The 24,751-nt window shown below is 72.6% G+C and carries 21 protein-coding genes and 1 pseudogene; 8 read left to right on the top strand and 14 right to left on the bottom strand.

Going from position 1 to position 24,751, the window contains the following annotated elements; all coding sequences use genetic code 11:
* Positions 1-1,049: 1,049 nt before the first annotated feature.
* Complete coding sequence (locus ABTY61_RS40115) at positions 1,050-1,457, top strand: DUF4240 domain-containing protein (RefSeq protein WP_350510175.1); 408 nt, start codon at positions 1,050-1,052, stop codon at positions 1,455-1,457.
* Between the two features lie 609 nt (positions 1,458-2,066).
* On the opposite strand, the gene ABTY61_RS40110 is transcribed toward ABTY61_RS40115, so the two are convergent.
* The 3 genes from ABTY61_RS40110 to ABTY61_RS40100 form a co-directional block, all read right to left on the bottom strand.
* Positions 2,067-2,879, bottom strand: a complete 813-nt coding sequence (locus ABTY61_RS40110; protein WP_350510174.1) for a hypothetical protein — start codon at positions 2,877-2,879, stop codon at positions 2,067-2,069.
* A gap of 15 nt (positions 2,880-2,894) precedes the next feature.
* The gene (locus ABTY61_RS40105; RefSeq protein WP_350510173.1) at positions 2,895-3,299 is read right to left on the bottom strand and encodes a DcsG N-terminal domain-containing protein; all 405 of its coding nucleotides are present in this window, start codon (positions 3,297-3,299) and stop codon (positions 2,895-2,897) included.
* Positions 3,300-3,531: 232 nt separating this feature from the next.
* Positions 3,532-6,066, bottom strand: a complete 2,535-nt coding sequence (locus ABTY61_RS40100; protein ID WP_350510172.1) for an OmpL47-type beta-barrel domain-containing protein — start codon at positions 6,064-6,066, stop codon at positions 3,532-3,534.
* A gap of 145 nt (positions 6,067-6,211) precedes the next feature.
* On the opposite strand from ABTY61_RS40100, the gene ABTY61_RS40095 reads away from it, so the two are divergent.
* On the top strand, positions 6,212-6,523 hold the full coding sequence (locus ABTY61_RS40095) for a hypothetical protein (protein ID WP_350510171.1): 312 nt from the start codon (positions 6,212-6,214) through the stop codon (positions 6,521-6,523).
* A gap of 1 nt (position 6,524) precedes the next feature.
* Here ABTY61_RS40095 and ABTY61_RS40090 read toward each other — a convergent pair.
* Together ABTY61_RS40090 and ABTY61_RS40085 are read right to left on the bottom strand one after the other, a co-directional pair.
* Positions 6,525-7,060, bottom strand: a pseudogene (locus ABTY61_RS40090) (ISAzo13 family transposase).
* A 66-nt stretch (positions 7,061-7,126) separates the two neighbouring features.
* Positions 7,127-7,930: a thioesterase family protein gene (locus ABTY61_RS40085; RefSeq protein WP_350510170.1), complete on the bottom strand. Its 804-nt coding sequence runs from the start codon at positions 7,928-7,930 to the stop codon at positions 7,127-7,129.
* 383 nt (positions 7,931-8,313) lie between these two features.
* Between ABTY61_RS40085 and ABTY61_RS40080 the strand changes: the two genes are divergently transcribed.
* Positions 8,314-9,861: a Na+/H+ antiporter gene (locus ABTY61_RS40080; protein ID WP_350510169.1), complete on the top strand. Its 1,548-nt coding sequence runs from the start codon at positions 8,314-8,316 to the stop codon at positions 9,859-9,861.
* 27 nt (positions 9,862-9,888) lie between these two features.
* On the opposite strand, the gene ABTY61_RS40075 is transcribed toward ABTY61_RS40080, so the two are convergent.
* On the bottom strand, positions 9,889-10,317 hold the full coding sequence (locus tag ABTY61_RS40075) for a DUF3592 domain-containing protein (RefSeq protein ID WP_350510168.1): 429 nt from the start codon (positions 10,315-10,317) through the stop codon (positions 9,889-9,891).
* 142 nt (positions 10,318-10,459) lie between these two features.
* On the opposite strand from ABTY61_RS40075, the gene ABTY61_RS40070 reads away from it, so the two are divergent.
* Both ABTY61_RS40070 and ABTY61_RS40065 read left to right on the top strand, forming a co-directional pair.
* Positions 10,460-11,149, top strand: coding sequence for a hypothetical protein (locus ABTY61_RS40070; protein ID WP_350510167.1), 690 nt, complete (start codon positions 10,460-10,462; stop codon positions 11,147-11,149).
* Between the two features lie 72 nt (positions 11,150-11,221).
* On the top strand, positions 11,222-11,806 hold the full coding sequence (locus ABTY61_RS40065; protein ID WP_350510166.1) for a hypothetical protein: 585 nt from the start codon (positions 11,222-11,224) through the stop codon (positions 11,804-11,806).
* Positions 11,807-11,885: 79 nt separating this feature from the next.
* Here the strand turns inward: ABTY61_RS40065 and ABTY61_RS40060 are convergent, their stop codons facing one another.
* On the bottom strand, positions 11,886-12,767 hold the full coding sequence (locus ABTY61_RS40060; protein WP_350510165.1) for a winged helix-turn-helix transcriptional regulator: 882 nt from the start codon (positions 12,765-12,767) through the stop codon (positions 11,886-11,888).
* Positions 12,768-12,841: 74 nt separating this feature from the next.
* Here ABTY61_RS40060 and ABTY61_RS40055 point away from each other — a divergent pair, with 74 nt between their 5' ends.
* Both ABTY61_RS40055 and ABTY61_RS40050 read left to right on the top strand, forming a co-directional pair.
* The gene (locus tag ABTY61_RS40055; protein WP_350510164.1) at positions 12,842-13,453 is read left to right on the top strand and encodes an MFS transporter; all 612 of its coding nucleotides are present in this window, start codon (positions 12,842-12,844) and stop codon (positions 13,451-13,453) included.
* Positions 13,454-13,640: 187 nt separating this feature from the next.
* Positions 13,641-15,788: a HEAT repeat domain-containing protein gene (locus ABTY61_RS40050; protein WP_350510163.1), complete on the top strand. Its 2,148-nt coding sequence runs from the start codon at positions 13,641-13,643 to the stop codon at positions 15,786-15,788.
* 238 nt (positions 15,789-16,026) lie between these two features.
* On the opposite strand, the gene ABTY61_RS40045 is transcribed toward ABTY61_RS40050, so the two are convergent.
* A complete protein-coding gene (locus ABTY61_RS40045) occupies positions 16,027-16,869 on the bottom strand; it encodes an SDR family NAD(P)-dependent oxidoreductase (RefSeq protein ID WP_350510162.1) in 843 nt (280 codons plus the stop codon).
* A gap of 55 nt (positions 16,870-16,924) precedes the next feature.
* Positions 16,925-17,284 carry a nuclear transport factor 2 family protein gene (locus tag ABTY61_RS40040; protein ID WP_350510161.1) on the bottom strand — a complete coding sequence of 120 codons (360 nt, stop codon included), beginning with the start codon at positions 17,282-17,284 and terminating at the stop codon, positions 16,925-16,927.
* A gap of 174 nt (positions 17,285-17,458) precedes the next feature.
* Here ABTY61_RS40040 and ABTY61_RS40035 point away from each other — a divergent pair, with 174 nt between their 5' ends.
* Complete coding sequence (locus tag ABTY61_RS40035) at positions 17,459-17,992, top strand: winged helix-turn-helix transcriptional regulator (RefSeq protein ID WP_350510160.1); 534 nt, start codon at positions 17,459-17,461, stop codon at positions 17,990-17,992.
* A 495-nt stretch (positions 17,993-18,487) separates the two neighbouring features.
* Here ABTY61_RS40035 and ABTY61_RS40030 read toward each other — a convergent pair whose 3' ends face one another.
* The 5 genes from ABTY61_RS40030 to ABTY61_RS40010 all read right to left on the bottom strand — a co-directional run.
* On the bottom strand, positions 18,488-19,375 hold the full coding sequence (locus ABTY61_RS40030; RefSeq protein WP_350510159.1) for a hypothetical protein: 888 nt from the start codon (positions 19,373-19,375) through the stop codon (positions 18,488-18,490).
* Between the two features lie 45 nt (positions 19,376-19,420).
* Positions 19,421-20,287, bottom strand: a complete 867-nt coding sequence (locus tag ABTY61_RS40025; protein WP_350510158.1) for a 4'-phosphopantetheinyl transferase family protein — start codon at positions 20,285-20,287, stop codon at positions 19,421-19,423.
* 51 nt (positions 20,288-20,338) lie between these two features.
* Positions 20,339-21,220: a dimethylargininase gene (ddaH, locus tag ABTY61_RS40020; protein ID WP_350510157.1), complete on the bottom strand. Its 882-nt coding sequence runs from the start codon at positions 21,218-21,220 to the stop codon at positions 20,339-20,341.
* Positions 21,221-21,287: 67 nt separating this feature from the next.
* Positions 21,288-22,595: an MFS transporter gene (locus ABTY61_RS40015; protein ID WP_350510156.1), complete on the bottom strand. Its 1,308-nt coding sequence runs from the start codon at positions 22,593-22,595 to the stop codon at positions 21,288-21,290.
* Positions 22,592-24,751: amino acid adenylation domain-containing protein (locus ABTY61_RS40010; protein WP_350510155.1), on the bottom strand; the 2,160-nt coding region annotated here is incomplete at its 5' end. The genes ABTY61_RS40010 and ABTY61_RS40015, both read right to left, overlap by 4 nt.

The following is a 24,751-nucleotide window of genomic DNA, read 5'->3' as shown; positions in this document are numbered from 1 at the left end:
TGGAGACGCCGCCATCAGGCCCGCTCCCAGGCCAGCCACTACCGACGCCGAGCCGCGGCATCAGCCTGATCGTGATCTACAGCTGGAGTACTAAGCGGACGATCAAGCGGCGGCGCCCCAGGAGACATGCAAGGTCGAGGCCGACCTCTTGACCTGCTAATGGCCACAAGGTTGGGCTGTCGAAACCCGCATTTACTATCTTCAAGCGGCGGCGTGTCCGCGCCGCCGGGCGGCCCGCCGCCCTCAGCAAGGCATGCGGCCTGGCGGCCGGTCCCGGCGGAGCGGCAGCCCGCCCCGGACGCGAACGAGCCGCGCAGATCAGAGCGGCAACCTCGATGCGCCCGGGGCGCTGCCCCGGACCACCCCGACCCTCCTCGATCGAGCAACGGAACCGCGACCCCTCTGACGCGAGGTATGGCCCGCGGCGGCCACCCGAGCGATCAGGTCTGCTCAGCGACGGGGCGAAGAGCGGCGAAGGGGTTGTCCTCGTGGTCCTGCAGCGGCCGGACATACACCTGTTCCGCGAAGTGGGAGTCCTCGCGCCAACGCCCGGCCCGGTTGAGGCTCTTGCCGCCGACCCCAGCCTCCGCCAGGTCGGTGGCCGCGCCCGCCCGGATCCCCTGCGAGGTGATCGCGGTGGGCTTGTTGACGCCGGCGTTGGCGGCCAGCTGGAAGCTTTACAGGCCCCACCTGCGGCGATCCGATTCCGATCTTCAAGTCTTGCGAACCTTCGTTCACGAGACCAGGCCCTGGAGTGCCTCCAGCATCGGCGTCATGACCAGAACATGACACGTCAGATATCGCTGAGTCATGACGCCATCGAGCGGCAAAGGTCACAGGTGTGCCCTGGCGGCTTGTCGGCCGCCTGGCGCAGGGAATGATCCCGAGTGCTCGCCAGACCCTACGACAAGCACAGCAGAACCCTGGAACCACTCCAGCTGACCGGTCGGACGATCTTCGCCGTGGACACCGGCCGCCGATCAGCACGAGTCCCCCTACCGCCCCTCACACCAGACCCATGACCTGCAACTTCACGATGCACACTACTCATTGGCAGCGGCTGCTCGGACGACAGCTTCATCGACTTCCGCGCAGGAGTGATCGCCCAGGGGCGAGGCTGGTACCAGCGGGTTGCCATCAACCCCGATGACCTCGCGGAACACCCCGTCGTCGCGGCTGCAGCGGAACATGACGACGACGTCCTCTTCTACGAGGTGGTCAACTACTCGGCCACCTACGCGTTCAAGCAGCTCGCCGGCGATGACGAGGACTTCTACGAGGCGTGGAACGAGTACTGGAACGCCCACCCCCGTGAGCGGGTGGAGGTGGACATGGGCGAGGACTTCGGCTTCGACGACGCCGAGCAGATGCACCGTCGACTGCCGCGGCTCTCCGCCCTCCACCTTCCAGAGCACTCCGCGTGCCCCTGGGAACGATCAAGATCAGTAGGGGAATGACGTCTTTCACGGGTCACCTATCCGCTGATCAGCGAGTTTCGGGCTGTGCCTTTCCTCTGTGCTGCCTAGTCCTCGGCGCGCGCCGCGTGGTACTCGGCCCAGTCGCGCCTGGCGTAGGTGACCCACCAGATCGCGGTGTGGCGGTGCATACCGGTCAGGCTGTCCACCATGCCGCGCTCCGTCTCCGCACCCGCGAGGTGCGGCACCACCGCAGCCGCAGGCGGCGGGAGAACGACCGGCCGGCGAAGGCTCGTCTCCGCACTCGCGGCTGCGGCACCGTCGCAGCCAGGTCACCTGCGCGGTCAGCGGGAACGTGCCGCCACCCGACTCCGTACCCGTGAGGTGCGGCACCGTCGCAGCCCGGCCGCGATGGCCGGCATCCGCTTTGTAGAGTCGCCGTCTCCGTACCCGCGAGGTGCGGCGCCATCGCAGCGGGCCACGGATTCTGGGGACCATGAACACCCGCGGCCGTCCCCATCCACGAGGTATGGCACCATCGCAGCCGCTCCTGGTCCCCGTTCCTCCCCGTCGCGTGACCGCCCCGTCTCCGCAGACACTAGATGATCGATTCCAAGGAGTGGCGGTGCGGATTGAGCAGGGCGCTGAGTGTTACCGCTCTGCTGGAGGAAGAACTGGCAGGCAGGATCGGCCTGCATCTATGGGCCGACAACACAGTGAGCACCATTCGAAGAGGGCGGCGGTGAGTTCGGGGACTGCAGCGCGCAGGGCGGAGGCGGCTCGGTCAAGAGCGTCGCCGTCCAGTGCGAAGCAGCGCACGATCCAGGTGTCACAGTCCGTCTGCGGTGTCCACCAGCTATAAAGGTCCAGGTTGAAGGCCGACCTGCCGTCGAACCACCACTTGTCGGCGGGGCCGGTTGCCTCGTGTATGCGGGGTGGCAGATGTTCCTCGGCGACGGAAGGGTCCACTCCGAGGCCAGTGGTGGTCCGCAGGACGAGATGCGGACACTGGTACACGCTCGCCAACAGCGCGTCGGCCTCCAGACGCTGATCGACGCTGCTGTTAATCACCCTGTGCGCCAGCCCCGGCACCGGTATCGCGGTGCGGCCGTCCGCAAGTACGTCCACCCGGCAGGTCCCGAGGCCGTCAAGAATTCCGGGAAAGGCCCAGCCGTAAGACGTCCAGTGGGCAGACGGAACCCCATCCAGACCGTACTCGTTGGCGTCACCGCCTCGGGGCGAGTAGAACAGGCCGCCGTATCGCTCCTCGAACCGGATCATCGCATCCACGATCTCGGGCTCCGCGGGATGCTCGAACCTGGCATCGTCGGCAGCCGTCGCGTACTGCCTGATCCGATCGGCAGATGTTGGTGCGTGTCGTCGCGCACGCGACTCAAGGAAGCTGCGGAGCCGGGGCGACACTGTGGGGTCATCAAGAATGTGTATGCCGTACAGGGTACTCATGACCGAAACGGTCGGTCAGGCCATAACTGAATCGCCCCGCACCCCGATATGGCTGCAGGAATCGTTGCGCGCATGAGGCGAGGAAGTCCAACGTCGGTGTGTGAAAACAGAGTTGGACTCCCTCGCTGCCAGGTAGTGCTTGTCGCTGTTCCAGCGAACGATCGGCGCGGGGTTCCACAGCCTGGTGACGGCCGCCGTGGCATCGGCCCAGATCAGAAACTCGTCGAGCCGTTCCACGTAGTCCCAGGTCGACCGGATGACCGCCAGGCCGAACCGCTCCCAGGGCGCCGCGGCCGTGTCCCACACCACCGGCTCCGCCGACAGCCCGCCGGCGCGCAGGGCATCCACGATCAGCGGGAGATCAACGTCGCACTCGACACCGTCATCACTGGTCACGACCGCAACCCGGGCAACGCTCATGCAACTCTCCCACCGAACACGCCTGCCGCCTTTCGAAAGGGTTGCAGCCTCCCGGAACCGACCACTGACAGCCTCCGAACCCAACCCCGGTTGACGTCGACGCCGTAAGCAATCACTACTGCTCGCCGTCCCGCGCCCCGGCCTCATCGTCGTCAGGGTCGCCGCCGAGACCGACCCCTGGCACCTGCGCGCCGTCCCCGCCGGCCCGGTGGACGACGAACCCTGAGGCGGCTCACGGACGTGTTCGGACGACGATGATGCGGATGCCGCGTCCTGGGGTCTCGGTGTTCCCCGCGGTGTCGGTGGCGGTGGAAATCACGCGGTAGATGCCGAGGCCGTCCGGTGGCCGCACCTGCCACGTGCAGTCGCGGCGTGCGGCGTCGGTGCATGTGAGGACCGCCCGCTGGACCAGCGTCGGGCCGGGCACCTGGGAGACGAAGGTGAGGTCGACGTGGTCAACGCCCGAGCCGGTGTCGGTGGCGGTGCCGGTGATGTACTGGTCGTCGTGGGGGCCGTCCGCGGGGTGGGCAACGAAGATCGTCTCGGGTGCGGTGGTGAAGGTGGAGACGGGTGGGGTCCTGTCGAGCCTGACGGTGAGGGTTCTGTCCGTCTCGGTGTTGCCCGCGCGGTCGGTGGCGTGGAAGGTGAGGACGGTCTCGCCTTCCTGGTCGATCTTCAGGTTGACGGTGTCGCCGGGGACGGTCGTGAGCGGCATCGTCTGGGCGCCCGTCGCGCCGTAGGTGATGCCCGCCACTCCGCTGAGGTCGTCGGTGGCGGTGAGGCTGACGGTGCCGTCCGCGTTGATCCAGCCGCCCGGGTTGGGGTTCGGGCTGACGGTGGCGGCGGTGACCGGTGGCGTCCGGTCGATGCGGACCGGGAGGGTCCTGGTGTCCTCGATGTTCTGCGCTCGGTCGATGGAGCGGTACGACAGGAGGTGGCGGCCCGGGGTGTTGAAGAGGATCGGGCCCGTATAGCCCGTCCAGCCGTTCCCGTCGATGTCGTACTCGGTCCTGGCCACGCCGCTGATGTCGTCGGTCGCGCCGAGGGTGACGGTGACGTCGGTGTTGTTCCACCCGGCGTCGTTCGGGCGCGGATCGGCGGTGGCGGTGGTGACCGGGGCGGTGGTGTCCAGCGGTTGCATCAGCCGGGCCACGTTGTCGTCGAATTCGCGGACCGCTTCCGGCTCCGGGAGCGGCGGCATGCCGGGATGGCCGATCGCTCCGCCGGTCAGCTTCAGATGCGCCCAGTCGTCGTATCCGGCGAGCGTGGTCAGCCGGCCGTCGCCGTTGACGTCGGCGGCGACAGGGCTCCGGTCGACGTTGCCGTCGCAGTTCCAGTCGACCCAGTTGCTGCTGGTCGACGTAGTGACGAACTTCCTGACCGCTGCGCAGTAGCGGCGGATGCCGTAGGGCACGGTTCCGGTGGGAGGAGGCGTGTTCTCGTCCAGCTGGTTCTCGTCGAGGGTGGTCGCCACCCGCGAGTAGTCGATGTAGTAAGTGGGCCCGCTCGTGATCCCCGAAAGGTACGAGTAGTTCATCACGCTGAAGTACTGCGGTTTGAAGTTGACGGCATCTCCTCCGCCGTGATCCAGGCTCAGGTTGTGGCCGAGTTCATGCATGAGGGCGCCGGCCTGCTGGTCCACGGTGCCGACCCGGCCCGGCTGGTTGCCGAGCGCGAGGACGAAATCGCTGGTGCCCGTGGGAGCCAACCCGTTCCAACTGCTGCCGGGGGCGAGCATGTGAGCGGAGAGCGCGTAGTGGAACACTGGTGAACGGCCAGCGCTGGCGAAGCCGCCGGGGGCCGTCTTGATCTTGTAGAAGTCGTCCCACACGTACTTGCACGCGTCATTGTCCGGGGCCGGGTTGGTTGGATCCGGACAATCTCCGTTGAACCTACCGAGGTTTTCGGTCTCGGTGACCTGTCGTGCCCGGCTCAGCGCTCCCCAGGTCCGGCCTGTGGCGAAGTCGAGGATGCTGTCCGGGCCGGCGTCGACGTGCAGGTTGATGCCGGGGTTGGGGGCTCCTCGTCGCTGGTAGGGCGCGTTGGCGAAGGCGTCGACCACCGTCTTGATCGCAGTGGACTTCAGCTGGTGGTTGTGGACGTTGCCGGGAGTGTCGTCCGCCATCCAGTCGAGGTGGACGAAGATGTCGGGCCGGTTCACGTCGGCGCCCATGCCCGGCAGGTCGAGGTGCTTCATCGGGCTGCCGTCCCCCGGATCGATGTCGACGCCGTGGAGCTTCCAGTCGTCGGGGATGCCGTCGCACATTCGCGAGTTGCAGTCGAAGGCGTAGTTGACGGTGGTGTGGTTGCCTTCCCCGCCATCGCGGGAGAGCACGTAGCCGTTCGGGACCGTCTCGTCATAGCTCTGCCCGCCGACCGCGGCGTTGTCCCAGTGCACGCGCAGGTTGGGGCCCTTGCCGTTGTCGACCTGGTAGAAGGCCGAGCCCTCGGTGCCCGTTCCGGCCCCGCAGGACACCGACTTCCAGAGCACCACCTGGCTCGGCTCGATCCGGGCCGGTGGCTCGATCTCCCAGCACCCGTGTTGGAGGTAGTGGTCGGTCAGGACCAGTGGCAGGTCGCTGTTGTTGGTCAGGACCACCGAGGTACTGCGGAAGGAGGTCCCGTCGAACGCGAAGACGGAGGCGGGCGCGCCGCCGAAGCCCGTGCCCGTCCCGGTCAGTGCCAGGCCGAGGACGGCCAGGGCCCGGCCCGCCCGCGCTCGCCAGGTGCGTGGGCGGCTGCCTCGATCGAATCCCGTGAGTCTCATCTCTGCGCCGTCTCCGCACTTCTGTCGTCGTGTCCGCCCCACCCCACGCGCTCACCTTCCGGCGGACACCGGCACCCGGCACCCGGGCGGAGACCGAACGGGGACGGAAGACAGGCGATCGGCCCGGACCGGCTCGCCCGCCCGAGTGAGCCGGGAGCTCGACGGCGAGCGGGTCGGTCCGGACCGGATCTCCTTCGTGAAGGTGCTCAAGCACGTCCGGCGCAGTGAGTTCAAGCAGGCCAAGGACGCGGTATCGGCCGTGAGGTCGTTTCTGGCGATGCTGGAGGCCAAGGTCCGCCGCAAGCTCGGCAGCGGTCCCCGCCGCCACCGCACTGCCTCGCGGGTCCTCGAGCGCCCGGACTCGAAGTACTCGCCCTCGATCAAGAAACGGCAGCACGGACCCACCCGCAGAGTCTTGGCCGAGGTCATCACCCTGCATCCGGCGATGCTTCACTAGGTCAAACAACGGCATCGGGTGCCCGGTGGGAAGCGCAGACCGTGATCTCCAGGCCGCTCTCCAGGGCGAAGGCGGCCAGGTGCTTCTTCCAGGTCCAGCGGCGGGGATCGTCGGAGCCGCCGGCGTCCGCGGTGACCAGCAGCCGGGTGGCGTTCGGGTGGTGCACCCGTCCGTGGTTCCGCCACCAGCGGCGTACGGACTCGACCGCGAACTCGGCGGTGTCGTGGTCGGTCCCGACGTTGACCCAACCGGTGTTGGTGGCGATGTCGTAGATTCCATACGGGATGCGACGGGCTGGTCGCTGGTGGTGAAGGTGTGGCAGTCGACCTTGATCGGGTCCTTGCCCGGCCTCCAGGTACGGCCGGGCCGGTCGCGGCTGCCGAGCCGTTCCTTGGCCTTGGCGTCAACGCTGATCACCGGCTGCCGGTCGCCGAGGAAGGCCGCGGCCGTGGCGTTGAGGTGGGTGAACTGGGCGTCGCGATCGGGATGTCCGGCGCCCTCGGTGGTCTTGACGGTGCCCTGAAGGCTGTAGCCCAGGCCGTGCAGCAGGCGCCCGGCGGTTGCGGCCGGCCCGGCAGCAACCGCCGAGGCCGTCGACTGCCGTCAACTGACCTTCTGCCGACGGACGGTGAGGATCTGCTCGGCCCGGCCGACCGGTCCGTGGACGTCGTGCAGCACGGTGCTGGTGACGCCGTGGCCGGACGGGCCGAAGCTGACGCCGGTGTCCAGGCCGGTCCAGTCGCCGCCGGGGCGTCGGTGGAAGTGGACGGTCAGGTCGGTGTTGGGGAACATCCACTCGGTGGGCTGCTCCCGGACGGCGATGCCGTTGGCGGTGTCGACCAGGGCGATGAAGGCGGCGTGCGGGCTCGCGGCCTCCCCCGCGACGAGCTCCAGCGGGGTGGTCAGCCAGGCGGCGGCCCGGCCGGGGGCGGTGGAACGGCGGCGCACCTCGACCGAGGCGATGTAGCCGCCGGCCCACTGCTCGCTCATCGGCCAGGCCTCGAACTCCTCGGGCGCGGGCAGCCGTTCGTCGTGGGTGCCGGCCACGGCAGCGGTGTCCTGCTCGGCCAGGAACCAGGCCCGGGCCCGGACCACGGCGCGGCCGGCGACCGAGGCGACCGCCTCCACCAGCTCGATGGTGCGGCCTGGGCGCAGGGTCTCCACCGCGATCTCCAGCTCGTCCAGGGCGATCAGGCCGAGGATGTCGAAGCTGATCCGGGCCAGCGCGAGGGCGTCGGCCGGGCGCCCGGCCCGGTGGCGGTCGATCGCGTGGACGATCAGGCCGCCCACCGGGCTGAAGTGCTGCTCGTCGGGGTGCCAGGCGCCCTGGGCGTGGGCGGTGGGCTTGAACTGCCGCTCCCCGGTGCGCTGGTAGTAGCTGTCGGGCGCGGCGGTGGGGGTGGTCACGGTGCGCTTCTCCTCGGGCCGGATCGCGGGGTGGTGCCGGGCGGGTGCCGGTCCCGGCGTGGCCGACGTCCGCGATCCCGATCGTAGGAGCCCGAACGGGCCGGGGAGCTGTGATGCGCCCCACACCTCCGCCCCCTCCGCCACCGCGTCCGACCTGCGGCGCAGTGACGGTCGGTGTGCCGTGTCAGCGGGCCGCGTGCCGATGGTCCCGGCCGTACCCCCGCCCGTACCCCCGGCCGAAATCCCGGTCGAAGTCCCGGCCGGGCCCCGCAAAAAGCCCGATAAGATAACCGCAGGTGTGCCGGGAAGTCTGGTCGGCTCGGGGGACGACTGCGGCGATCGGGCCACGGCGACCCCGATGTTGCGATGGGTCGTTTCTGCAGATGCACGCCGTGGGGATCGTTCTCGTCCTGGTCGTCCTTGCCACCAGCGTGGCCACCTTCGCCCGCCGATGGCGGGTGCCCGCCCCCTCGCTGCTGGTGCTGGCCGGACTCGGCGTCGCCCTCGTCCCCGGCGTCCCCGCGCTGCACGTCCCCCCGCAGATCATCGGCGCGGTGGTGCTGCCGCCGCTGCTCTACTCCTCCGCCGAGGAACTGTCCCTGCGCGACCTGCGGACGGTGTGGCGGCCGGTCACCATCCTCTCCTTCGGCCTGGTCTTCGCCTCCGCCGCGGCCGTCGGCTTCGTCGCCGTAGCCGTCGCCGGGCTGCCGCCCGCGATGGCCTTCGTACTCGGCGCCGTGCTCTCCAGCACCGACCCGGTGGCCGTCACCGCACTCGGCCGCCGACTCGCCCTGCCCGGGCGGGTCCAGGTGCTCGTCCAGGCGGAGAGCCTGTTCAACGACGCCACCTCGCTGGTGCTGTTCAAGGTCGCCGTCGGCGTCGCCGTGGCGGTCGGCGGGACGGTCGACCTGCCCGCCGCGGGCGGCGAACTGGTGCTGCTCGGCGGGGGCGGCAGCCTGGTCGGCGCCGCCGTCGCCGGGGTGGTCTGGCTGCTGCGCCGGCGTACCACCGACCCGGTGCTGGAAACGGTGATAGCCCTGGTCACCCCGTACGCGGCGTACGTGCTGGCGGAGTCCGCGCACACCTCCGGCGTCACCTCGGTGGTGGTCGCCGGGGTGCTGCTCGGCCGCTCCGGCCACCGGCTGACCGACGCCCGGATCCGGCTGCAACTGCACGCCGTGTACGCGGTGGTGGTGTTCCTGCTGGAGAGCGTGGTCTTCTCGATCGTCGGACTGGAACTGCCCACCCTGGTCCGGGAGCTGCCGGCCGGCACCGGCTGGTGGCCGCTGCAGTCGGCGGCCATCGCGGCCGTGCTGATCGCCGTCCGGGTGCTGTGGACGCTGCCGCTCACCCGCGCCGTCAAACCCAGCCGGGGGCGGCTGTCCTGGCGGGTCGCCGGGGTGGTCACCTGGGCCGGCACCCGGGGCGTCATGCCGCTGGCCGCCGCGCTCTCCATCCCGCTGCTGACCGAGGGCGGCAAACAGTTGGACGGACGGCCGCTGGTCCTGGTCCTCACCGTCTCCAACGTCGTGCTCACCCTGGTCGTCCAGGGCCTGACCCTCGCCGCCGTGGTCAACCGCTCCGGGCTCGCCCTGGAACCCGAGCACACCGCGCGCGAGGAGGCCGCCGCCCGCGACGAGCTCAACCGCACCGCCCTGGACCACGTGGACGGCCTGGCCGAACTGGAGGCCGTCCCGGAGACCGCCGTCGACCGGGTCCGCCGCGCCCTGACCGCCCGGCTCGACCGCACCCCCGGGGCCCCCGACGGCACCACCGCCGACGACGCCTACCGCCAGCTGCGGCACGAGGTGATAGCGGTGCAGAACGACCGGCTGCACCGCCTCTACGAGGAGCACCGGATCAGCGACACCACGCTGCGCCTGCTCCAACACGACCTCGACCTGGAACAGGCGGCGCTGGGGCGGACCTGACCCACCGCCCGGGTGCTACCGGGGGAGTCAGAACATCAGCACGATCAGGCCGGCCGCGCCCAGCGCGCAGAGCAGCGACAGCAGGGCGAGGCCGGCCGGCCCCGGCGGCGGCGGGAGCCGGCGCTCGGGGTGGACCGCCAGGCCGCGCCCGGGGCGGGCGGGGTGGTAGAGCACCGTCGCCTCGTCGCCCTCCCGGAACCGGCCGCCCTCCGGACGCTCGTCGGTGCGCACCAGCTCGACGGTCCGCCCGTCCGGCAGTCCGTACTCGATCGTCACCCGCCGCCGGCCGTGCCCCTCGGAGGTGGTGTACCACCGCACCCGACGCACCCGCCCGACCGTGCAGACCCCGTCCCGGCGCAGCGCCCGGTCCGTGCCGCTCGCCGAGGCCAGCGCCACGGCCAACCCGGCCAGGACTGCCGCCCCGACCAGGAGGAACAGATCAAGCACCACCCACACGCAACTCAATGTACCTACCACGCAAGGGAGTTGGAAAGACGGCCGGCGGCTGCGCGAGTCCGGCCGACCCCCGGTCTTCCGACTCTCGGGAGCTACCGTCACACTGTCGCGAGCACCGACAGCACCATCGAACGGGGGCCGCATGGCCAAGCGTCCGAACAAGAAGCAGAAACGACCGCTCGCCGCCGGGGTCAGCCGGCCGGCCAAGCCCGCGCGCCGACGCCCCGGCAAGGACATCCAGCTGGCGCCGCGCACCGTGCGGCGTACCGCGGTCCTGGTCGGGGTGCTCGCCCCGCTGCTGATCATCGGCCTGCTCGCGATCGCCACCAACCCCGACTACCAGGGGCTCTGCACGATCCTGGCCGTGGTGGTGCTGATGGTGGCCGTCGTGGCGCTGATGCTGATCCGCAGCAGCGGTTGGGTGGTCTGGCCCGCCGTCTTTCTCGGCGTACTGCTCCTGGTGCTCCCCACCGGCGCCCTGCGCGCCCAGCTGATCTCCCACCGCGGGGTCGACACCCGGGTCGTCGTCACCTCGGCGCACAGCGCCAAGGACAAGACGGGCAAGGTCAGCTGGACCTGCGCCATCCGCCACGAGGACGGCCGCCCGCTGCCGCACGGCAGCATCGGCGGCCTCGGCTGCTCCCGGTCCTCCGTCGGCACCACCATGACGGTGCTGGCCGACCCGGAGGACTGGGCGCCGCCGGCCACCCACGACGAGGACCTCTCCTTCCGCGGCGGCGTCGTCTGGGTCGCGGCCGCGGTGGCCGTCCTGTGGGCCGCGCTCACCTTCGGCACCGCCCGGCGCGCCCTGCGAGGGCGAGGCGGGCGGTAGCAACCTCCACCTGCCGCGAAGGACCCGTAAAACCGCCTGTTCGCAGACGACGTACGGGAGTAGCGTGAGCCCGTGAACGAACTGGTGTTCCGGGGCAAGGACCTGTTCCGCCCCTCCAAGTCCCATCTCGCCACCGCTGTCGCCTTCCTCGTCCTCATGGTCACCGTCGGGATCGCGCGGTCCGGCCCGGTGTTCACCGCCTGGGCGTTCGGCACCGTCCTGGTGGTGTTCCTGCCGGTCTTCTACAGCTCCTGGCGGGGCTGGAGCCGGGTCGGGCCCGAGGGCGTGACGATCTGCTGGGGATTCGGGGCCGGGCGCACCTACTCCTGGCAGGAGATCCGCTGGGTCGACGTCCGGACGACCAAGGCCGGCGGCCCGTACGCCGGCGCCGGACCGACCCGGGCGGCGCGGATCTTCACCACCGGCGGGCGCCGACGCGCGCTGCCGGGCCTGTCCTGGAGCCCGCTGTACCCGACCGCGGACTTCGACGTGAAGGTCCGACAGCTGCGCGACTGGTGGGAGTCGAGCACCGAGGAGGCGCAGCGGGTGGAGCCCGTGAAGCAGTTCCGGGACCGGCTGACGCCGACCGTGGTCGGGATCGTCGCCTTCGTCCTGATCATGGTGGTCGGCTGGTTCGTGATCGCCTCGCGGTACTGACCGCCTCCCGACGCAGCGCAGTCGAGCGGGTGCCTCCCCGGCCGGGCCGGGGGCGCACCCGCTTCCGTGTGTCCGGCCGTCAGCCGCGCAGCCCGTCCAGCAGAGTGAGGACGTCTTCGACCGAGCCCGCGGGGTCGGTGACGGGGTAGAGCACGCCGCGGACGGTGCGGTCGGCGTCGAGCAGCAGGGTGAGCCGCTTGAGGCGCTCCACGCCGGCGGCGCGGAAGGTGGGCAGCCGCAGCCCGGCGGCGAGTTCCAGGCCGGCGTCGGAGAACAGCGGGAACGGGATCCGGGCGTGTTCGGCGAACGCGGCCAGCTGGTCGGGGCGTTGGGTGCTGACGCCGTGGACGGCGGTGTCGCGGGCGGCGAACTCGCCCATCCGGTCGCGGTAGGTGCAGGACTCCAGGGTGCAGCCGGGTGCGCCGGGGATGTCGCCCCAGCCGGGCGGGTGGTCCACTCCCCCAGGTGCGTAGGCGCCGGGGTAGCAGTAGAGCACCGTCCAGGCGCGGTCGGCGGCGACCGGGTCGGCCCGTCCGCCGGAGGCGGCGGCCAGTTCCAGCGCGGGCAGCCGGTGGCCGGTGAGCGCCGTGACCCGACGGGTCTCGGCGGAGTCGGCGGCGCTGGTGGCGGAGAGGGTGCCGTCGCCCAGGACGTAGCGACCGCCCCAGTCCTGGAGGGCGACCAGGACGGGCAGCAGGCCGCGGCCCCGGTCCGTCAGGTGGTACTCGTAGCGCGGCGGGTGCGGGTGGTAGAGCCGTTTCTCCAGGACGCCGTCGGCGACCAGGGCCTTGAGGCGCTCGGTGAGCACCTTGCGGCTGATGCCGAGTCCGTTCTGCAGGGCGTCGAACTGGTGGGTGCCGCCGGCGACGTCCCTGATCAGGAGCAGGCTCCAGGTGTCCCCGACCACGCTCAGGGCCTGGGAGATCGCACAGTCGGGGTCAGCCGCTTCCGTGTGCCGCATGATTGCCCATTATAGTGAGTTCCCAAAGGGAACTCATTCGGTCGTGGGCCGGTGACGGCGAAGGGGGCGCCGGGATGCGCGAGCAGATCCGCGAGGGCTGGCGGTTCGTCGCCCGGCACCCGGTGATCCGGCCGTGCGTCGCCGACGCCACCGCGGTGAACTTCGTCTGCGGCGGGCTGATGACCCTCACCCCGGTGTTCCTGGTCCGCACCCTCGACGCCCCGGCCGCCGCCGTCGGCGCCCTGATGGCCACCGGCGGCCTGGGCAGTCTGCTCGGCGCGGCCGCCACGCCCCGCCTGGTGAAGTGGGCCGGCGGGGCCCGCGCGCTGCGCTGGGCCGCCGTGGTCGCCACCGCCTTCGCCCTGCTGCTGCCGCTCGCCGGGTCCGGGTGGGCGACGCTGGTCTTCGCCCTCGGCAACGCCGGGTTCTCGGCCGGGGTGGTGGTCTCCAGCATCGTGACCCGCACCCACCGGCAGACCCACACCCCGCCGGAGCTGCTGTCCCGGGTGATGGCCACGGTCCGCTTCGTCTCCTGGGGTGCGATCCCGGTCGGCGCCCTCGCCGCCGGGGCCGCCGCCGCGGCCTGGGGACCGCGGACGGCGCTGCTCCTGGTCGCGGTGGTCAGCGCGATGGGCCCGGCGATCCTGCTGGCGAGCCCGATCCGCCGGATGCGCGACCTGGACTGAGCCGGCGGCGGGGGCCGTTGGCGCAGCCGGGCTCCGTCGGCGATCAGGAAGGCCTGGTCCTGGCTTTCGCAGGTGCTTCCTTGAGGTGATTCGGCACGGGGCAGTGTCCGGCCGGACGGGTCGTGGAGCGCCTGCCTGCAGCGCCTGGTCTGAGCGGATGTCGGAGGTCCCTGCGAAGATCACGGCCATGGAACTCTCCACCGCCCTCGCCGGGCTCGACACTCACCCCTGGGCCACCGTCAACCACGCCTACGGCTCCGCCGAGGACCTGCCCGAGCTGTTGCGCGCCTTCGCCGAGGGCGGTGAGGACGCCGAGGAGGCACTGGACGAGCTGTACGGCTCGATCGTGCACCAGGGCACCGTGTACGCGGCCAGCGTCGACGCCGCCCCGTACCTCGCCCGAATCGCCGCCTCCGGCCGGCAGAGCGTCGACGCGCTCCGGCTGCTCGGCTGCCTCGCCGAGAGCGAGGACGAGCACGACGTCGAGCCGGGCGCCGTCCGGGCCGCCGTCAACGCCCAACTGCCGCTGCTCATACCGCTGCTGGCCGACGAGGACGCCGCCGTCCGGCAGGCGGCCGGCTGGACGGTCGGCCACACGCGGGACACCGGCACCGCCCTGCCCGCCGTCCGGGCCCGCCTGGCCGCCGAGACCGAGCCCGCTGTCCGGGCCGAGCTCCTCACCGCGTACGGCCGGCTGGACCGCGCGGGCGCCGTCGCCGAAGCCCGTGCCCTGCTGGGCCCGGACACGCCTGCGCCGCTGCGCCTGGCCGCCGTGTTCGCCGCGTTGGACGCCGAGGAGCCGTGGCTCGCCGCGCACCACGACGCCGTCCTCGGCCTGCTGCCCGCACGCGAGACGGCCAGGTCCGGTTACGCGGACGAGCACCGGGAACCGCTGCGCACGATCGTCGGGATCCTGCTGGGGCGGGACACGGACGCCGACCGCGAGAGTGCCCTCGCCCTGCTCGACGCCGCCCTGCGCGACGAGCGCCCCGAGGTACGGGCCGAGGCACTGTGGGCGGCCGACCGCGCCTGCACCCTGTCCCGCAGCGCCCCGCAGCGGCTGATCCCCGCGATCGCCCCGCTCGCCGCCGACTGGGCGGCCGCGCAGCTGCTGGGCAAGCTCGGCCCGGCCGCCGCCGAGGCCGCGCCCCTCCTCGCCGAACTCGCCGCGCAGCCGGACGACGAAGCGGCCGACCAGGCCCTCGCCGCGCTCGTCCTGGTGGCACCGCAGGCCGCCGCCCCACTGCTGGCCCGGGCCCTCGGCCGGCGCCCGCGCGCCATGCAGTGCGCCGCCGGGTCCCACGCACCGGCCGATGCGCCCTTCCCATTCGACCCGGAGCTGTTCGCCGCAGTCCGCACCCGCCTGGCCGCCACGGCGCTGGAGCGTCCCGAGGGGTGCAAGGACTGCGGTTGCTCGACCACCGAGGACCACAACGACACCGCCGGCCTGGTCCACCTGCTGCGGCGATGGGGCCCGCAGGCCGTCGAGGCGCTGCCCGAACTGTGCGCCGTCCTGCCCCGGTTCCAGTACGCCGCCACCGCGATCACCGCCGTCACCGCCGACAGCGGGCCGCAGCAGCGCGAGCAAGCCGCCACCGCCCTGCGGGCCGACGCCGGGAAGCTGTTCGTTGCGCAGGCGCTGCACGAGCTGACCGGCGAGACCGGGCCGCTGTTCGCCGCCACCGAGGCGGCGCTCGCGACCGGTGTGCGCGGCGCAGCCGAGGGCGCCCGCGCCGTGGCCGACCTCGGCCCGGCGGCCGCCAGCCTCACCCCGGCCCTGCGGACTGCCCTCGGCCGCACCATCGAGCGCGACACCACGCCGGAGGTGGAGGCCGACCTCGCCCTGGCGCTCGCCCTGTGGCGGATCGCCGGGGAGGCGAACGAGGTCGTCCCGGTGCTGGCCTCGGTGTTCGACCGCAGCGAGGGCCGACACTGGTTCCGCTGGACGGCCGCCCGCGCCGCCCGTGAGATCGCCGCCCTCGGCCCGGCCGGGCGCCCGCTCACCGCCCGGCTCGAAGCCCTCCTCGACGACCCGGCCCAGGCACCCTCGGCCGTCCTCGGGCTGCTCGCCGTCGCCGACCCGGCCGGCCTCGACCGCACCCGGCTCGCTGAGGCCGCGCTGCACTCGGCCGAGACCGGCGCCGACCTCAAGGGCGCCTGCGACGCCCTACGCGAGCTCGGCGCCGCCGCTCTGACGCCGGAGCAGCATGGCCGACTGGCCGCGCTCGCCACCGCAGACCGCCGCCTGGTCGTCTCCGGGTCCGACCACGCAATGATCCGCGAGGACGAACAACTGCGCACCGCGCTGGCGTCCGTCTTCGACCGGGTCGGCTGAGGGCCCAGTCGTCCGGAACGGGGCCTGGTTGCCCAGCGGTACGACCAGATCGTGAAGTACACCACCGCGCTGCGACCACCTGGCGGACGAGGGGCTTCGCCGGGAGATCGACGAGGGGTTGCAGGTGGTGGAGAACTGGAACTCGGCGAACTATGCCACGGCGCCCGTGGTGACCGTGCCCGGCAGCGCGTGGGCGGGGACGAGCCGGTGGGCGCACGGCCTGCTCTGCGAGCCGCAGCTACAGCAGCGGAGGGAAGTCCGCGCCGCGCGAGGTGGTCTCGTGGGCGCGCAGTTCTTCGAGCATGCCTTCCAGCTGGCCGTGGACGGTGTCGTAGCCGGATGCGCCCAGGACCAGCCGGTGGGGAGGGGGGTCCTGCTCCATTGCGTTCACGACGGCCCGCACTCCTCGATGGGGGTCGCCGGGCTGTCGGCCGTCCTGGTCGACCATGGAGGCGCGGACGGACTCGACGAACGGGAGGTAGGCGTCGACCGTCTCGGAGACGGGTTCGTCGGCGAAGGCGGAGTACGCGCGGGTGCGGAAGGCTCCGGGCTCGACGGCCAGGACGTTGATGCCGAAAGGGGCTACTTCGTGCCGCAGCACCTCGGTGAGGCCCTCGACGGCGAACTTCGCGGCGCTGTAGTAGCCGAAGCCGGGCACCCCCCGCAGGCCGGCGACCGAGGACATGTTGATGATCCATCCGGTGCCACGGGCTCGCATGCCCGGCAGGACCGCGCGCAGGAGTTCGGTGACGGAGAAGAAGTTCAGTTCGAAGGACCGCCGGACGTCGGCGTCGGCCGTGCCCTCGACGGAGCCGTACCAGCCCCGGCCGGCGTTGTTGACCAGGACGTCGATGCCTTTGAAGCGCGCCTCGGCCGCTTGGACGGCATCACGGATCTGCGCCGTGTCGGTGACGTCGAGCGGCAGGACGAGTACGCGGTCGCCGTGGCGGCGGGCCCAGTCGTCGAGCAGATGTGGGCGGCGGGCGGTCAGGGCGACAGTGTCGCCGCGCTCCAGCGCGGCGTCGGCGTAGGCCGTTCCAAAGCCGCCCGGGGTCCCGCCGGTGATGAACCAGGTCTTCATGATTCCCGTGATCCTGGGGTGAGCGGCCCGCGGACACCGTCACGGGCCGGGGTGGTCAGGGGGCGATGTCGAGCCGGTTGATGCTTCCGTGCTCGTCGAGGACGAAGCGGTAGCGCAGGTCGACCTGCCCGCCGGGGAAGTCGCCTTCGAGGTGCTGGACTGCGGTGTACCGGTCGGGGCTGTGGCGCTCGGCTCCGACGAGCGTGGCGGTGTAGGTGTACTGGATGCCGGTCTGCTCCAGCCAGGCGCGGATAGCGGCCGTGCCGCGGTAGGTGCGGCCGTCGTCGGTGACGGTGGCCTCGGGGGCGAACGCGGCCACGGCGGTGGTGGCGTCCTTCGCGTCGTGGGCCCGTAGGTAGCCGGTGACGGCCGCCGGCAGGTCGGCAAAATCGACGGGGCCGGTGTGTCGGATCATGTCTGCCTCACAGGGCGGGCTGGTTGACGGCGGGCCGGGGGCCGCGGCACGGCGGGCTGCCGGATGTGCGGTGTCCGGACTGTTCCGCGTGGCCGCACGCAGGGCACACGCCTCTAGTGACTGCTAAAATAGAAGCCAGTAACTTTCACTTTAGCAGCAACCCGGGAGGGTGCCATGCCGAGCCGGATCCGGCTGGAGGACCGCGAGTGCCCGCTGTCGACCACGGTCCAGCACGTCGGCGAGTGGTGGACGCTGCTGATCCTCCACGACGCCTTCGACGGCTACACGCGCTTCGACCAGTTCCAGCAGAGCCTGGGCATCTCCACCAGCATGCTCACCGCGCGGCTGAAGACCCTCGTCGCCGACGGCCTCATGGAGCGGCGGCCCTACCAGACGAACCCCGTCCGCCACGAATACGTCCTCACCGAACGCGGACGCTCCCTGCGCCCCGTGATCGTCGCGCTGGCCGCCTGGGGAAACCGGCACCTGGCCCCGCAGGACCGCTCCATGATCCTCGTCGACGCCGAGACCGGCCAGGAGGCCGAACCCGTCGTGGTCGACGCCCGCACCGGGAAGAGCCTCGACGACCACGACGCGTACATCTTCAGCGCCGGCCCTGCGGCCAGCACGGCGATGCGTGCGCGCTACGCCGAACTCGATCAGCAGCGGCGTTCGCGAAGCGTCGACCCCGAACCGGGCGCGCCGTAAGCGCTTCGGCCGCCGCCACGGCCCCGGCCGGCCTTCAAGAACAGGGTCTCTGCCCCCGTTGGCCCTGGGCTGCGGCTGCAGCGTGGGTGGCGCAGCGGTTGGCGCGGCGGAACCGGGCGCGCGGCAACGCAGTTACGATCAACGGGTAGTCACGTAGCAGGTTCGGAGCATCTCTGGGGAGCCTGGCGAGCCGTGGACCCGGCTTCGGCACCGGATTCCAGGAAGCCCCCTTCAAGAACTGCCAAGTCCGGAGGCACTCCCGAAGGCACGATCCCGGGCGCCCGGAGGCCCGGCCTGCGGATGAGCCGGTCGCCGGAGGCGGGACACCGCCGGCGACCGGCCCCTGCGGGGCCGAGCCCACTCACAACACCTGATCACCACAGGTTGTTCACTCTTGCTGGGAGGTCACGGACTCACGCGCCACCGGGTCCCGCGCTGTCCGGGCAGCCGCTCCCCGACGGTGCGGCCGGGACCTGAAGGATCTCCAGTGATCCTCTAGCGGGGCAGCACCACGTGGACCAGGTAGGGCAGGACGGCGACGGACCGCGGGTCCTGGTCGAGCAGGATGGCGGCCGGGGCGTGGCCCTGGGCGCGCAGGGCGTCGAAGGGGCGCGACCGGGGCGCCTCCGGGGGAGGCCGGACGCCGGCCGGGAGCTCTTGGTCCGGCCGGACGTCGGGCGAGGTCCGGCCGGCGCGTCGGAGCAGGCGGTCGGCGGCCCGGTGGACGGCCTCCGCGCGGGTGGTGCCGGTGGCGATCACGGTGCCCGGGAACGGGTCGAGCCGCAGCGCGCAGGCGTGGACGGCGAGCAGGTGCGACAGGTCGTGCCCGACCGGGACACCGCACGGACGCAGCGGCCCGACCGCGCAGGCCGTGCAGTCGCCCGGATGGCACCCGCCGTCGCAGCGCGGCACCAGGTCCGCCCGGGGGACCCGGACGCCCGGGGCGGCGAGCCGCTCCGCGAGCAGCGCCTCGCACTGCTGGGCCAGGCCCTCCTCCAGGGCCCCGAGCCAGGTGAGGCCGGCCGCCGCCCCGACCGGGGGCCGACCGACCGCAGGGACGTCGCCGAGCTGGATGCGGCGAAGTCCGCCCGTCAGCAGGTCCATGCCCCAGACGGCGGGCGCGCCGCGGGGCCTGGTGGGGCGCAGCCGGTCGGCGGCGAGCGCGGCGAGCGCGGTCAGCACGGCGTCCAGACGCTGCTGCTGGGGGTCACGGGCCGTCCCGGGGAGGTCGCCGCGGACCGCCGCTGCGGCGGCGAGCACCGGATCGGCCGCCGCCCGGGCGAGCACCTCCTCACCGTGGACCGCGGCGCCACCCAGCACGGCGACGAAGGCTGCCCGGACCCCCGCCTCGGTCGGGGGGTGGGTGAGCTCCTCGGTCGTCATCCTCGGCCGTTCCTCTCCTGGGTCGCTGCCGACAGGTTCGTCGGTTCATGGAAGCAGCGGGTGATATGCGGTCGATAAATTCCTGATCTCCGAGCCGGCCGGAACGTCGAACGGGCCGGCGTCCGAGCGTCCCTGACCGTCCGGTGGCCGAGCCGACCGGGGTGCGGCGTACGCGACGGCCGCCGCGTACCCCGGGGGCACCGCGAGGTCGGCCAGGGTCCATCCGGGCAGGCCGGTCGGGCGCTCGCCGGTCCCGACGTAGGCGAGGGCGGGATCGACCCCGAGGCCGGTGCCGATGCCCTTGAGGTACGCCTCCTTGCGGCACCAGCAGCGGCCGAACGCGGTCAGCCGGTCCGCCGGGGCCGCGAGCCGCGCCAGTTCGGCGGTCTCCCCCGGGTGAAGGGAGTCCGCGAGTTCGTCGGCGACCTCCGGCTCCGGGAGCAGTTCCACGTCCACCCCGACCGGGGTCGGCCCGAAGGCGAACAGCACCAGGTCCCCGCTGTGCGAGAGCGAGAAGTGCAGGTCGGCCCCCGGTACGGCCGGGCGGCCGTGCGGGCCCGCGCAGAGCGGGCAGGGTTCGCGGTCCAGCACCACCTCGGCCGGGTCCACGGCGAGGTAGGCGCCGAGCAGTCGGCGCAGGCCCAGGTGGGCGGCGGCGTACCGGTCGCGCTCGGCGGCGATCCGCAGTTCCGCGTGGCGCCGGCGCTCGGCCGCGTCCAGCACCTGATGGGCGTCGCCGATCACCGCCCGGTGCTCGCTGACGGCCAACTGCCAGACGTCGGGCAGCTGGTGCGGACGGTACAGGGCGGCGGACAGCGGGCCGGGCGGGACCGGCCGGGGGCGGCGGACGGGTACGCCGGTCGCGCTGCCGGTGGCAGCGGCCGTGGCGCTGTGGAGCAGGGTTGCGGGCATCTGGGCCTCGTCGTTCGGTCGTCGGTGGCCTGCGGCGGGGCGGCGCGGTGGTCAGGCGCCGGCCGGGCGGGGGCGGATCTCCAGCGTGCAGCACTTGGCGCTGCCGCCGCCCTTGAGCAGTTCGGACAGGTCCAGCCCGATCGGCCGGAAGCCTCGGGCGCGCAGCTGCTCGGCGACCCCGGTGGCGGCCTCGGGCAGGATCACGTGGTAGCCGTCGCTGACCACATTGAGGGCGAACACCGCGGCGTCGCCCTCGGTCACCCGGACCGCGTCGGGGAACAGTCGCTCCAGCACCGCCCGGCTGCCCGCGGAGAACGCCTCCGGGTAGTACATGATCTCGTCGCCGTCGAGCACCGCCAGCGCGGTGTCCAGGTGGTAGAAGCGCGGGTCGACCAGCTCCAGGCTGATCACCGGCCGCCCGAAGAACTCCTGGGCCTCGGCGTGGCTCTCGGGGGTGCTGCGGAACCCGGTGCCGGCCAGCAGGCAGCTGCGGGTGGCGAGGAAGTCGCCCTCGCCCTCGTTGACGTGGACCGGGTCGTGCACCTCCTGGTAGCCGTTGGCGCGGAACCACTCCAGGTAGGCCGGCCCCTCGGCCGCGCGCTCGGCGTTGCGGAACCTCACCCCGAGGACCTTGCCGTCGACGATCGTCGCCCCGTTCGCCGCGTACACCATGTCCGGGCAGTCCGGCAGCGGCTCGATCAACTCGACGGTGTGGCCGAGCTCCTGGTGGAGCGCCCGGAGCTGTTCCCACTGGGCGACGGCGAGTCCGGCGTCCACCGGCTTGCTGGGGTCCATCCACGGGTTGATGGCGTAGGTGACGTCGAAGTGGGTGGGCCGGCACATCAGGTAGTGGCGGGCCCGGGGCGTACGGGTTCTGCCGGTCCGGGTCTGAGGCTGGGTCTGGGGCTGGGTCTGGGTCTGGGTCTGGGTCATGGCGCAACTCTCGATTCGGTGACGGGTCGACCCGCGGTCGGCGGAGGGGAGTACGGGAGGGGGCCGGTCAGTCGCGGCGCGGGCCGGGCAGGTCGCGGGCGGTGCGCACGGGGCTCGCGAGCAGGAGCAGGCCGGCGGCCAGGAGCACCCCCGACATGATCCAGATGGTGGGCCGCGCCCCGAGGGCGTCGCCCAGGAAGCCGCCGAGCAGCGCGCCGACCGGGATCGCCCCGTAGCCGATGGTCGAGGTGCTGGCCCGCACCCGGCCGAGCAGCGCGGGCGGGCAGTAGGTCTGCGAGAAGGTGCCCGAGATGACGTTGCCCGCGACCACCCCGCACACGGCGGCGCCCCAGGCCAGCGCGCCCACCGCGACCGGCAGTTGCCGCCCGGAGAAGGGCAGCAGGAAGATCAGCGGGGCGACCGTCAGCATGCACGCCAGCAGGCCGTGCGCGGTGCCCAGGCGGCGGGCGATCCGGGCCGCGACGGCCGCACCGGCCAGCCCGCCGACGCTGACCACCGCGAACACGGCGCCGACGGCCCCGGGCGACAGGCCGACCTCGCGGACCAGGAAGACCGTCTGCACGGCCTGGATACCGTTCAGGGCGAGGTTGGCCAGCATGCTGAAACAGGCGAGGGTGCGCAGGTAGCGGTCGCCCACGACGAACCGCACCCCCTCGGCGATCTCCCGGCCGAGCGCGCGCCGCGCCGCCGGTGCGGGCGGTTCCTCCCGTACCTCCAGGCGGCTCAGGCAGAACAGCGAGACCAGGTAGGAGACCGAGTCCAGGAGCAGGCCGGTGGCGGCACCGAAGGCCTGGGCGACCAGGCCGGCCACGCCGGGCCCGGCGACGTCGACCGCCGACTCGCCGCCGCGCAGCTTGCCGTTGGCCTCCATCAGGTCGGGGGCCTCCACCACGGAGGGCAGCAGCGCGCCGTACGCGGTGGTGAAGAAGACCTTGGCCGCACCGGACAGCAGGGCGACCAGAACCACCTGAGTGACCGTCAGCACGCCGAACCAGGCCGCCACCGGCACGCTGCCGAACAGCAGCGCGAGCACCACGTCGCACACCAGCATCACCCGGCGGCGGCGCCAGCGGTCCACCCAGGCACCGGCCGGCAGGCCGATCAGCAGCCAGGGCAGCCAGGCCGCCGCGGTGATCACACCCATCATCAGCGGGGAGGCGTCCAGGAGGACCACCGCGACCAGGGAGAGCGAGACGTGGCCGACGGCGGTGCCGAGGCCGCTGGTGGTCTCCCCCAACCACAGCCTGCGGAAGCGGGGTTCGGCCCACAGGCCCCAGCGGCCGCGGCCACGCTCGGGTGCGGGGGCGGGTGCGGTCTGCTCCGGCGCGGCCGCCGGTGCGCTGGTGGCGGTCATCGCCGCTCTCCCTCGATCGGGGTGGACATCGGGGTGGACGCCGGGGCGTCCGGGACGACGGCTGGGGCGTGCGGGGCGTCCGGGGCGGACAACCGCTTGGCCACGGCCTCGGCGTACTCGGCGAGCGGACCCGGCCGGGTCAGCGCGCCGTGGGTGCAGGGCAGGCGCAGGTGGTCGAGCTGCCCGGAGACGTGGGCGCGCCAGGCGCTCTCGTAGGGCCAGCCGGTCGGCTTGTCGAGGGTGGCGCCGACGAACAGCGCGTCGCCGTCGAAGACCCCGGGGGTGTGGGCCCGCTGCAGCGCCTGGTGGTCGGCGAAGACCTCGGGCAGCGCCGACGCGGCCGGTCCGAGCATCGCCGCCAGCGCCTCCTGCCCGGTGGCGTCCAGGCCGAGCGAGGCGAGCAGGTCCGCCCAGTCGTCCCGGCGCTCGGCCGGGTCGGGCTCGGCCAGGAACCCGGCGATCTCCGCCGTCGGGTAGCCGTCGACCAGGGTCAGCGAGCCGACCTCCGCTCCCTCCGCGCGGAGCCGGACCGCCATCGCGTGGGCGACGACCGCGCCGAAGGACCAGCCGAGCAGGTGGTACGGCCCGGACGGCTGGACGGCGCGGACCTCGCGCAGGTAGTGCGCGGCCATCGCGTCGACGCTGTCGGGCGTCTCGGCCCGCAGGCCGGGGGCCTGGAGGCCGTACACCGGGTGGGCGGCCTCCAGGTGGCGCAGCAGACCGGAGTAGACCCAGCTGATGCCCGCGGCCGGGTGCACGCAGAACAGCGGGGCGGCGCCGCCGCCGGTGCGCAGCGGCAGCAGCACGTCGAGCGCGTCCTGCGGGCGTTCCGCGTCGGCTTCCAGTCGGGCGGCCAGTCCGGCCGGCGTGGGGCACTCGAAGAGCGTGCGGATGCCGAGGTCGGCGCCGAGCACCGCCCGTACCCGGCTGAGCAGCCTGGTCGCCAGCAGCGAGTGGCCACCGAGGTCGAAGAAGCCGTCGTCGACCGAGACCGTGTCCAGTCCGAGGGCCTCGGCGAAGAGTCCGCAGAGCAGTTCCTCGCGCGGGGTGCGCGGCAGGCGACCGGCGGTGCTGCCGAACCGGGGCTGCGGCAGGGCCCCGCGGTCGAGCTTGCCGTTGGCGTTCAGCGGCAGCGCGTCGATCATCATCACGGTCGCCGGGACCATGTAGGCGGGCAGCAGTCCGGCGGCGAAGGCGCGGACCTCGGCGCCGTCGGCGCCGCCGGTCGCGTAGCCGACCAGCCGGTCCTGGTGGGCCACCACCACGGCCTGGGCCACCCCGGGGTGGCGGAGCAGTGCGGCCTCGACCTCGCCGAGTTCGATCCGGAAGCCGCGGATCTTGACCTGGTCGTCGGTGCGGCCCAGGTACTCCAGCACCCCGTCCTCCCGGCGGCGCACCAGGTCACCGGTGCGGTACATCCGCTCGCCGGCCGCGAACGGGCAGGCGACGAAGCGCTCGGCGGTCAGGGCCGGGCGGTTGAGGTAGCCGCGGGCCTGGCCGGTGCCCGCCACGTACAGCTCGCCCGGCACCCCCACCGGGACGGGCTCCAGCCGCCCGTCCAGCACGTACACCCGGGTGTCGTCCAGCGGGGCACCGATCGGCACCCGGCCGGCGCCGAGGTCGGGGAGGGTGACGGCGTGCGCGGTGGCGGCCGTGGTGATCTCGGTCGGGCCGTACAGGTTGCGAACCGACAGCTGAGGGTTGCGTTCCAGCACGCGCCGCATCGTGGCGGCCGACGCGGTGTCACCGCCGGTGGCGAGGACCCGCAGATCGACGAAGGTCTCCGGGGCCTCCTCGGCGACCAGGTCGAACAGGCCCTTGGTGAGGAAGAGCGAGGTCACCCGGTGCCGTTGCACGGCGGCGCGCAGGCGGGCCGGGTCGAGGTCGCCGGGCGGGGCGACGACGACCGCGCCGCCGGACAGCAGCGGCACCCACAACTCGTAGGTGGCGGCGTCGAAGGCGTGCGGGGAGTGCAGCAGCATCCGGTCGGGCCGTTCCCCGGTCCAGCGGTGGTCGGTGGCGAAGGCGGCCACGTCGTGGTGGGTGATCGCGACGCCCTTGGGCAGGCCGGTCGAGCCGGAGGTGTACATCACGTAGGCGAGCTGCTCCGGGTGCACCGCCGGAAGCCCGGACCCGTCGTCGGCGAGGTCGTCCGA

Origin of the sequence: Kitasatospora sp. NPDC096128 (assembly GCF_040303105.1) — a bacterium.
Taxonomy (GTDB): Bacteria; Actinomycetota; Actinomycetes; order Streptomycetales; family Streptomycetaceae; genus Kitasatospora.
This window is presented reverse-complemented; position numbering and strand designations above follow the sequence as displayed.

Bases quoted from the DNA above. Each gene is read 5' to 3' on its own strand.
- ABTY61_RS40025 (WP_350510158.1), bottom strand. From the start codon at position 20,287: ATGCCCGCAACCCTGCTCCACAGCGCCACGGCCGCTGCCACCGGCAGC.
- ABTY61_RS40060 (WP_350510165.1), bottom strand. From the start codon at position 12,767: ATGCGGCACACGGAAGCGGCTGACCCCGACTGTGCGATCTCCCAGGCC.
- ABTY61_RS40050 (WP_350510163.1), top strand. From the start codon at position 13,641: ATGGAACTCTCCACCGCCCTCGCCGGGCTCGACACTCACCCCTGGGCC.
- ABTY61_RS40070 (WP_350510167.1), top strand. From the start codon at position 10,460: ATGGCCAAGCGTCCGAACAAGAAGCAGAAACGACCGCTCGCCGCCGGG.
- ABTY61_RS40040 (WP_350510161.1), bottom strand. From the start codon at position 17,284: ATGATCCGACACACCGGCCCCGTCGATTTTGCCGACCTGCCGGCGGCC.
- ABTY61_RS40080 (WP_350510169.1), top strand. From the start codon at position 8,314: ATGCACGCCGTGGGGATCGTTCTCGTCCTGGTCGTCCTTGCCACCAGC.
- ABTY61_RS40100 (WP_350510172.1), bottom strand. From the start codon at position 6,066: ATGAGACTCACGGGATTCGATCGAGGCAGCCGCCCACGCACCTGGCGA.
- ABTY61_RS40055 (WP_350510164.1), top strand. From the start codon at position 12,842: ATGCGCGAGCAGATCCGCGAGGGCTGGCGGTTCGTCGCCCGGCACCCG.
- ABTY61_RS40110 (WP_350510174.1), bottom strand. From the start codon at position 2,879: ATGAGTACCCTGTACGGCATACACATTCTTGATGACCCCACAGTGTCG.
- ABTY61_RS40035 (WP_350510160.1), top strand. From the start codon at position 17,459: ATGCCGAGCCGGATCCGGCTGGAGGACCGCGAGTGCCCGCTGTCGACC.
- ABTY61_RS40015 (WP_350510156.1), bottom strand. From the start codon at position 22,595: ATGACCGCCACCAGCGCACCGGCGGCCGCGCCGGAGCAGACCGCACCC.
- ABTY61_RS40045 (WP_350510162.1), bottom strand. From the start codon at position 16,869: ATGAAGACCTGGTTCATCACCGGCGGGACCCCGGGCGGCTTTGGAACG.
- ABTY61_RS40030 (WP_350510159.1), bottom strand. From the start codon at position 19,375: ATGACGACCGAGGAGCTCACCCACCCCCCGACCGAGGCGGGGGTCCGG.
- ABTY61_RS40105 (WP_350510173.1), bottom strand. From the start codon at position 3,299: ATGAGCGTTGCCCGGGTTGCGGTCGTGACCAGTGATGACGGTGTCGAG.
- ddaH (WP_350510157.1), bottom strand. From the start codon at position 21,220: ATGACCCAGACCCAGACCCAGACCCAGCCCCAGACCCAGCCTCAGACC.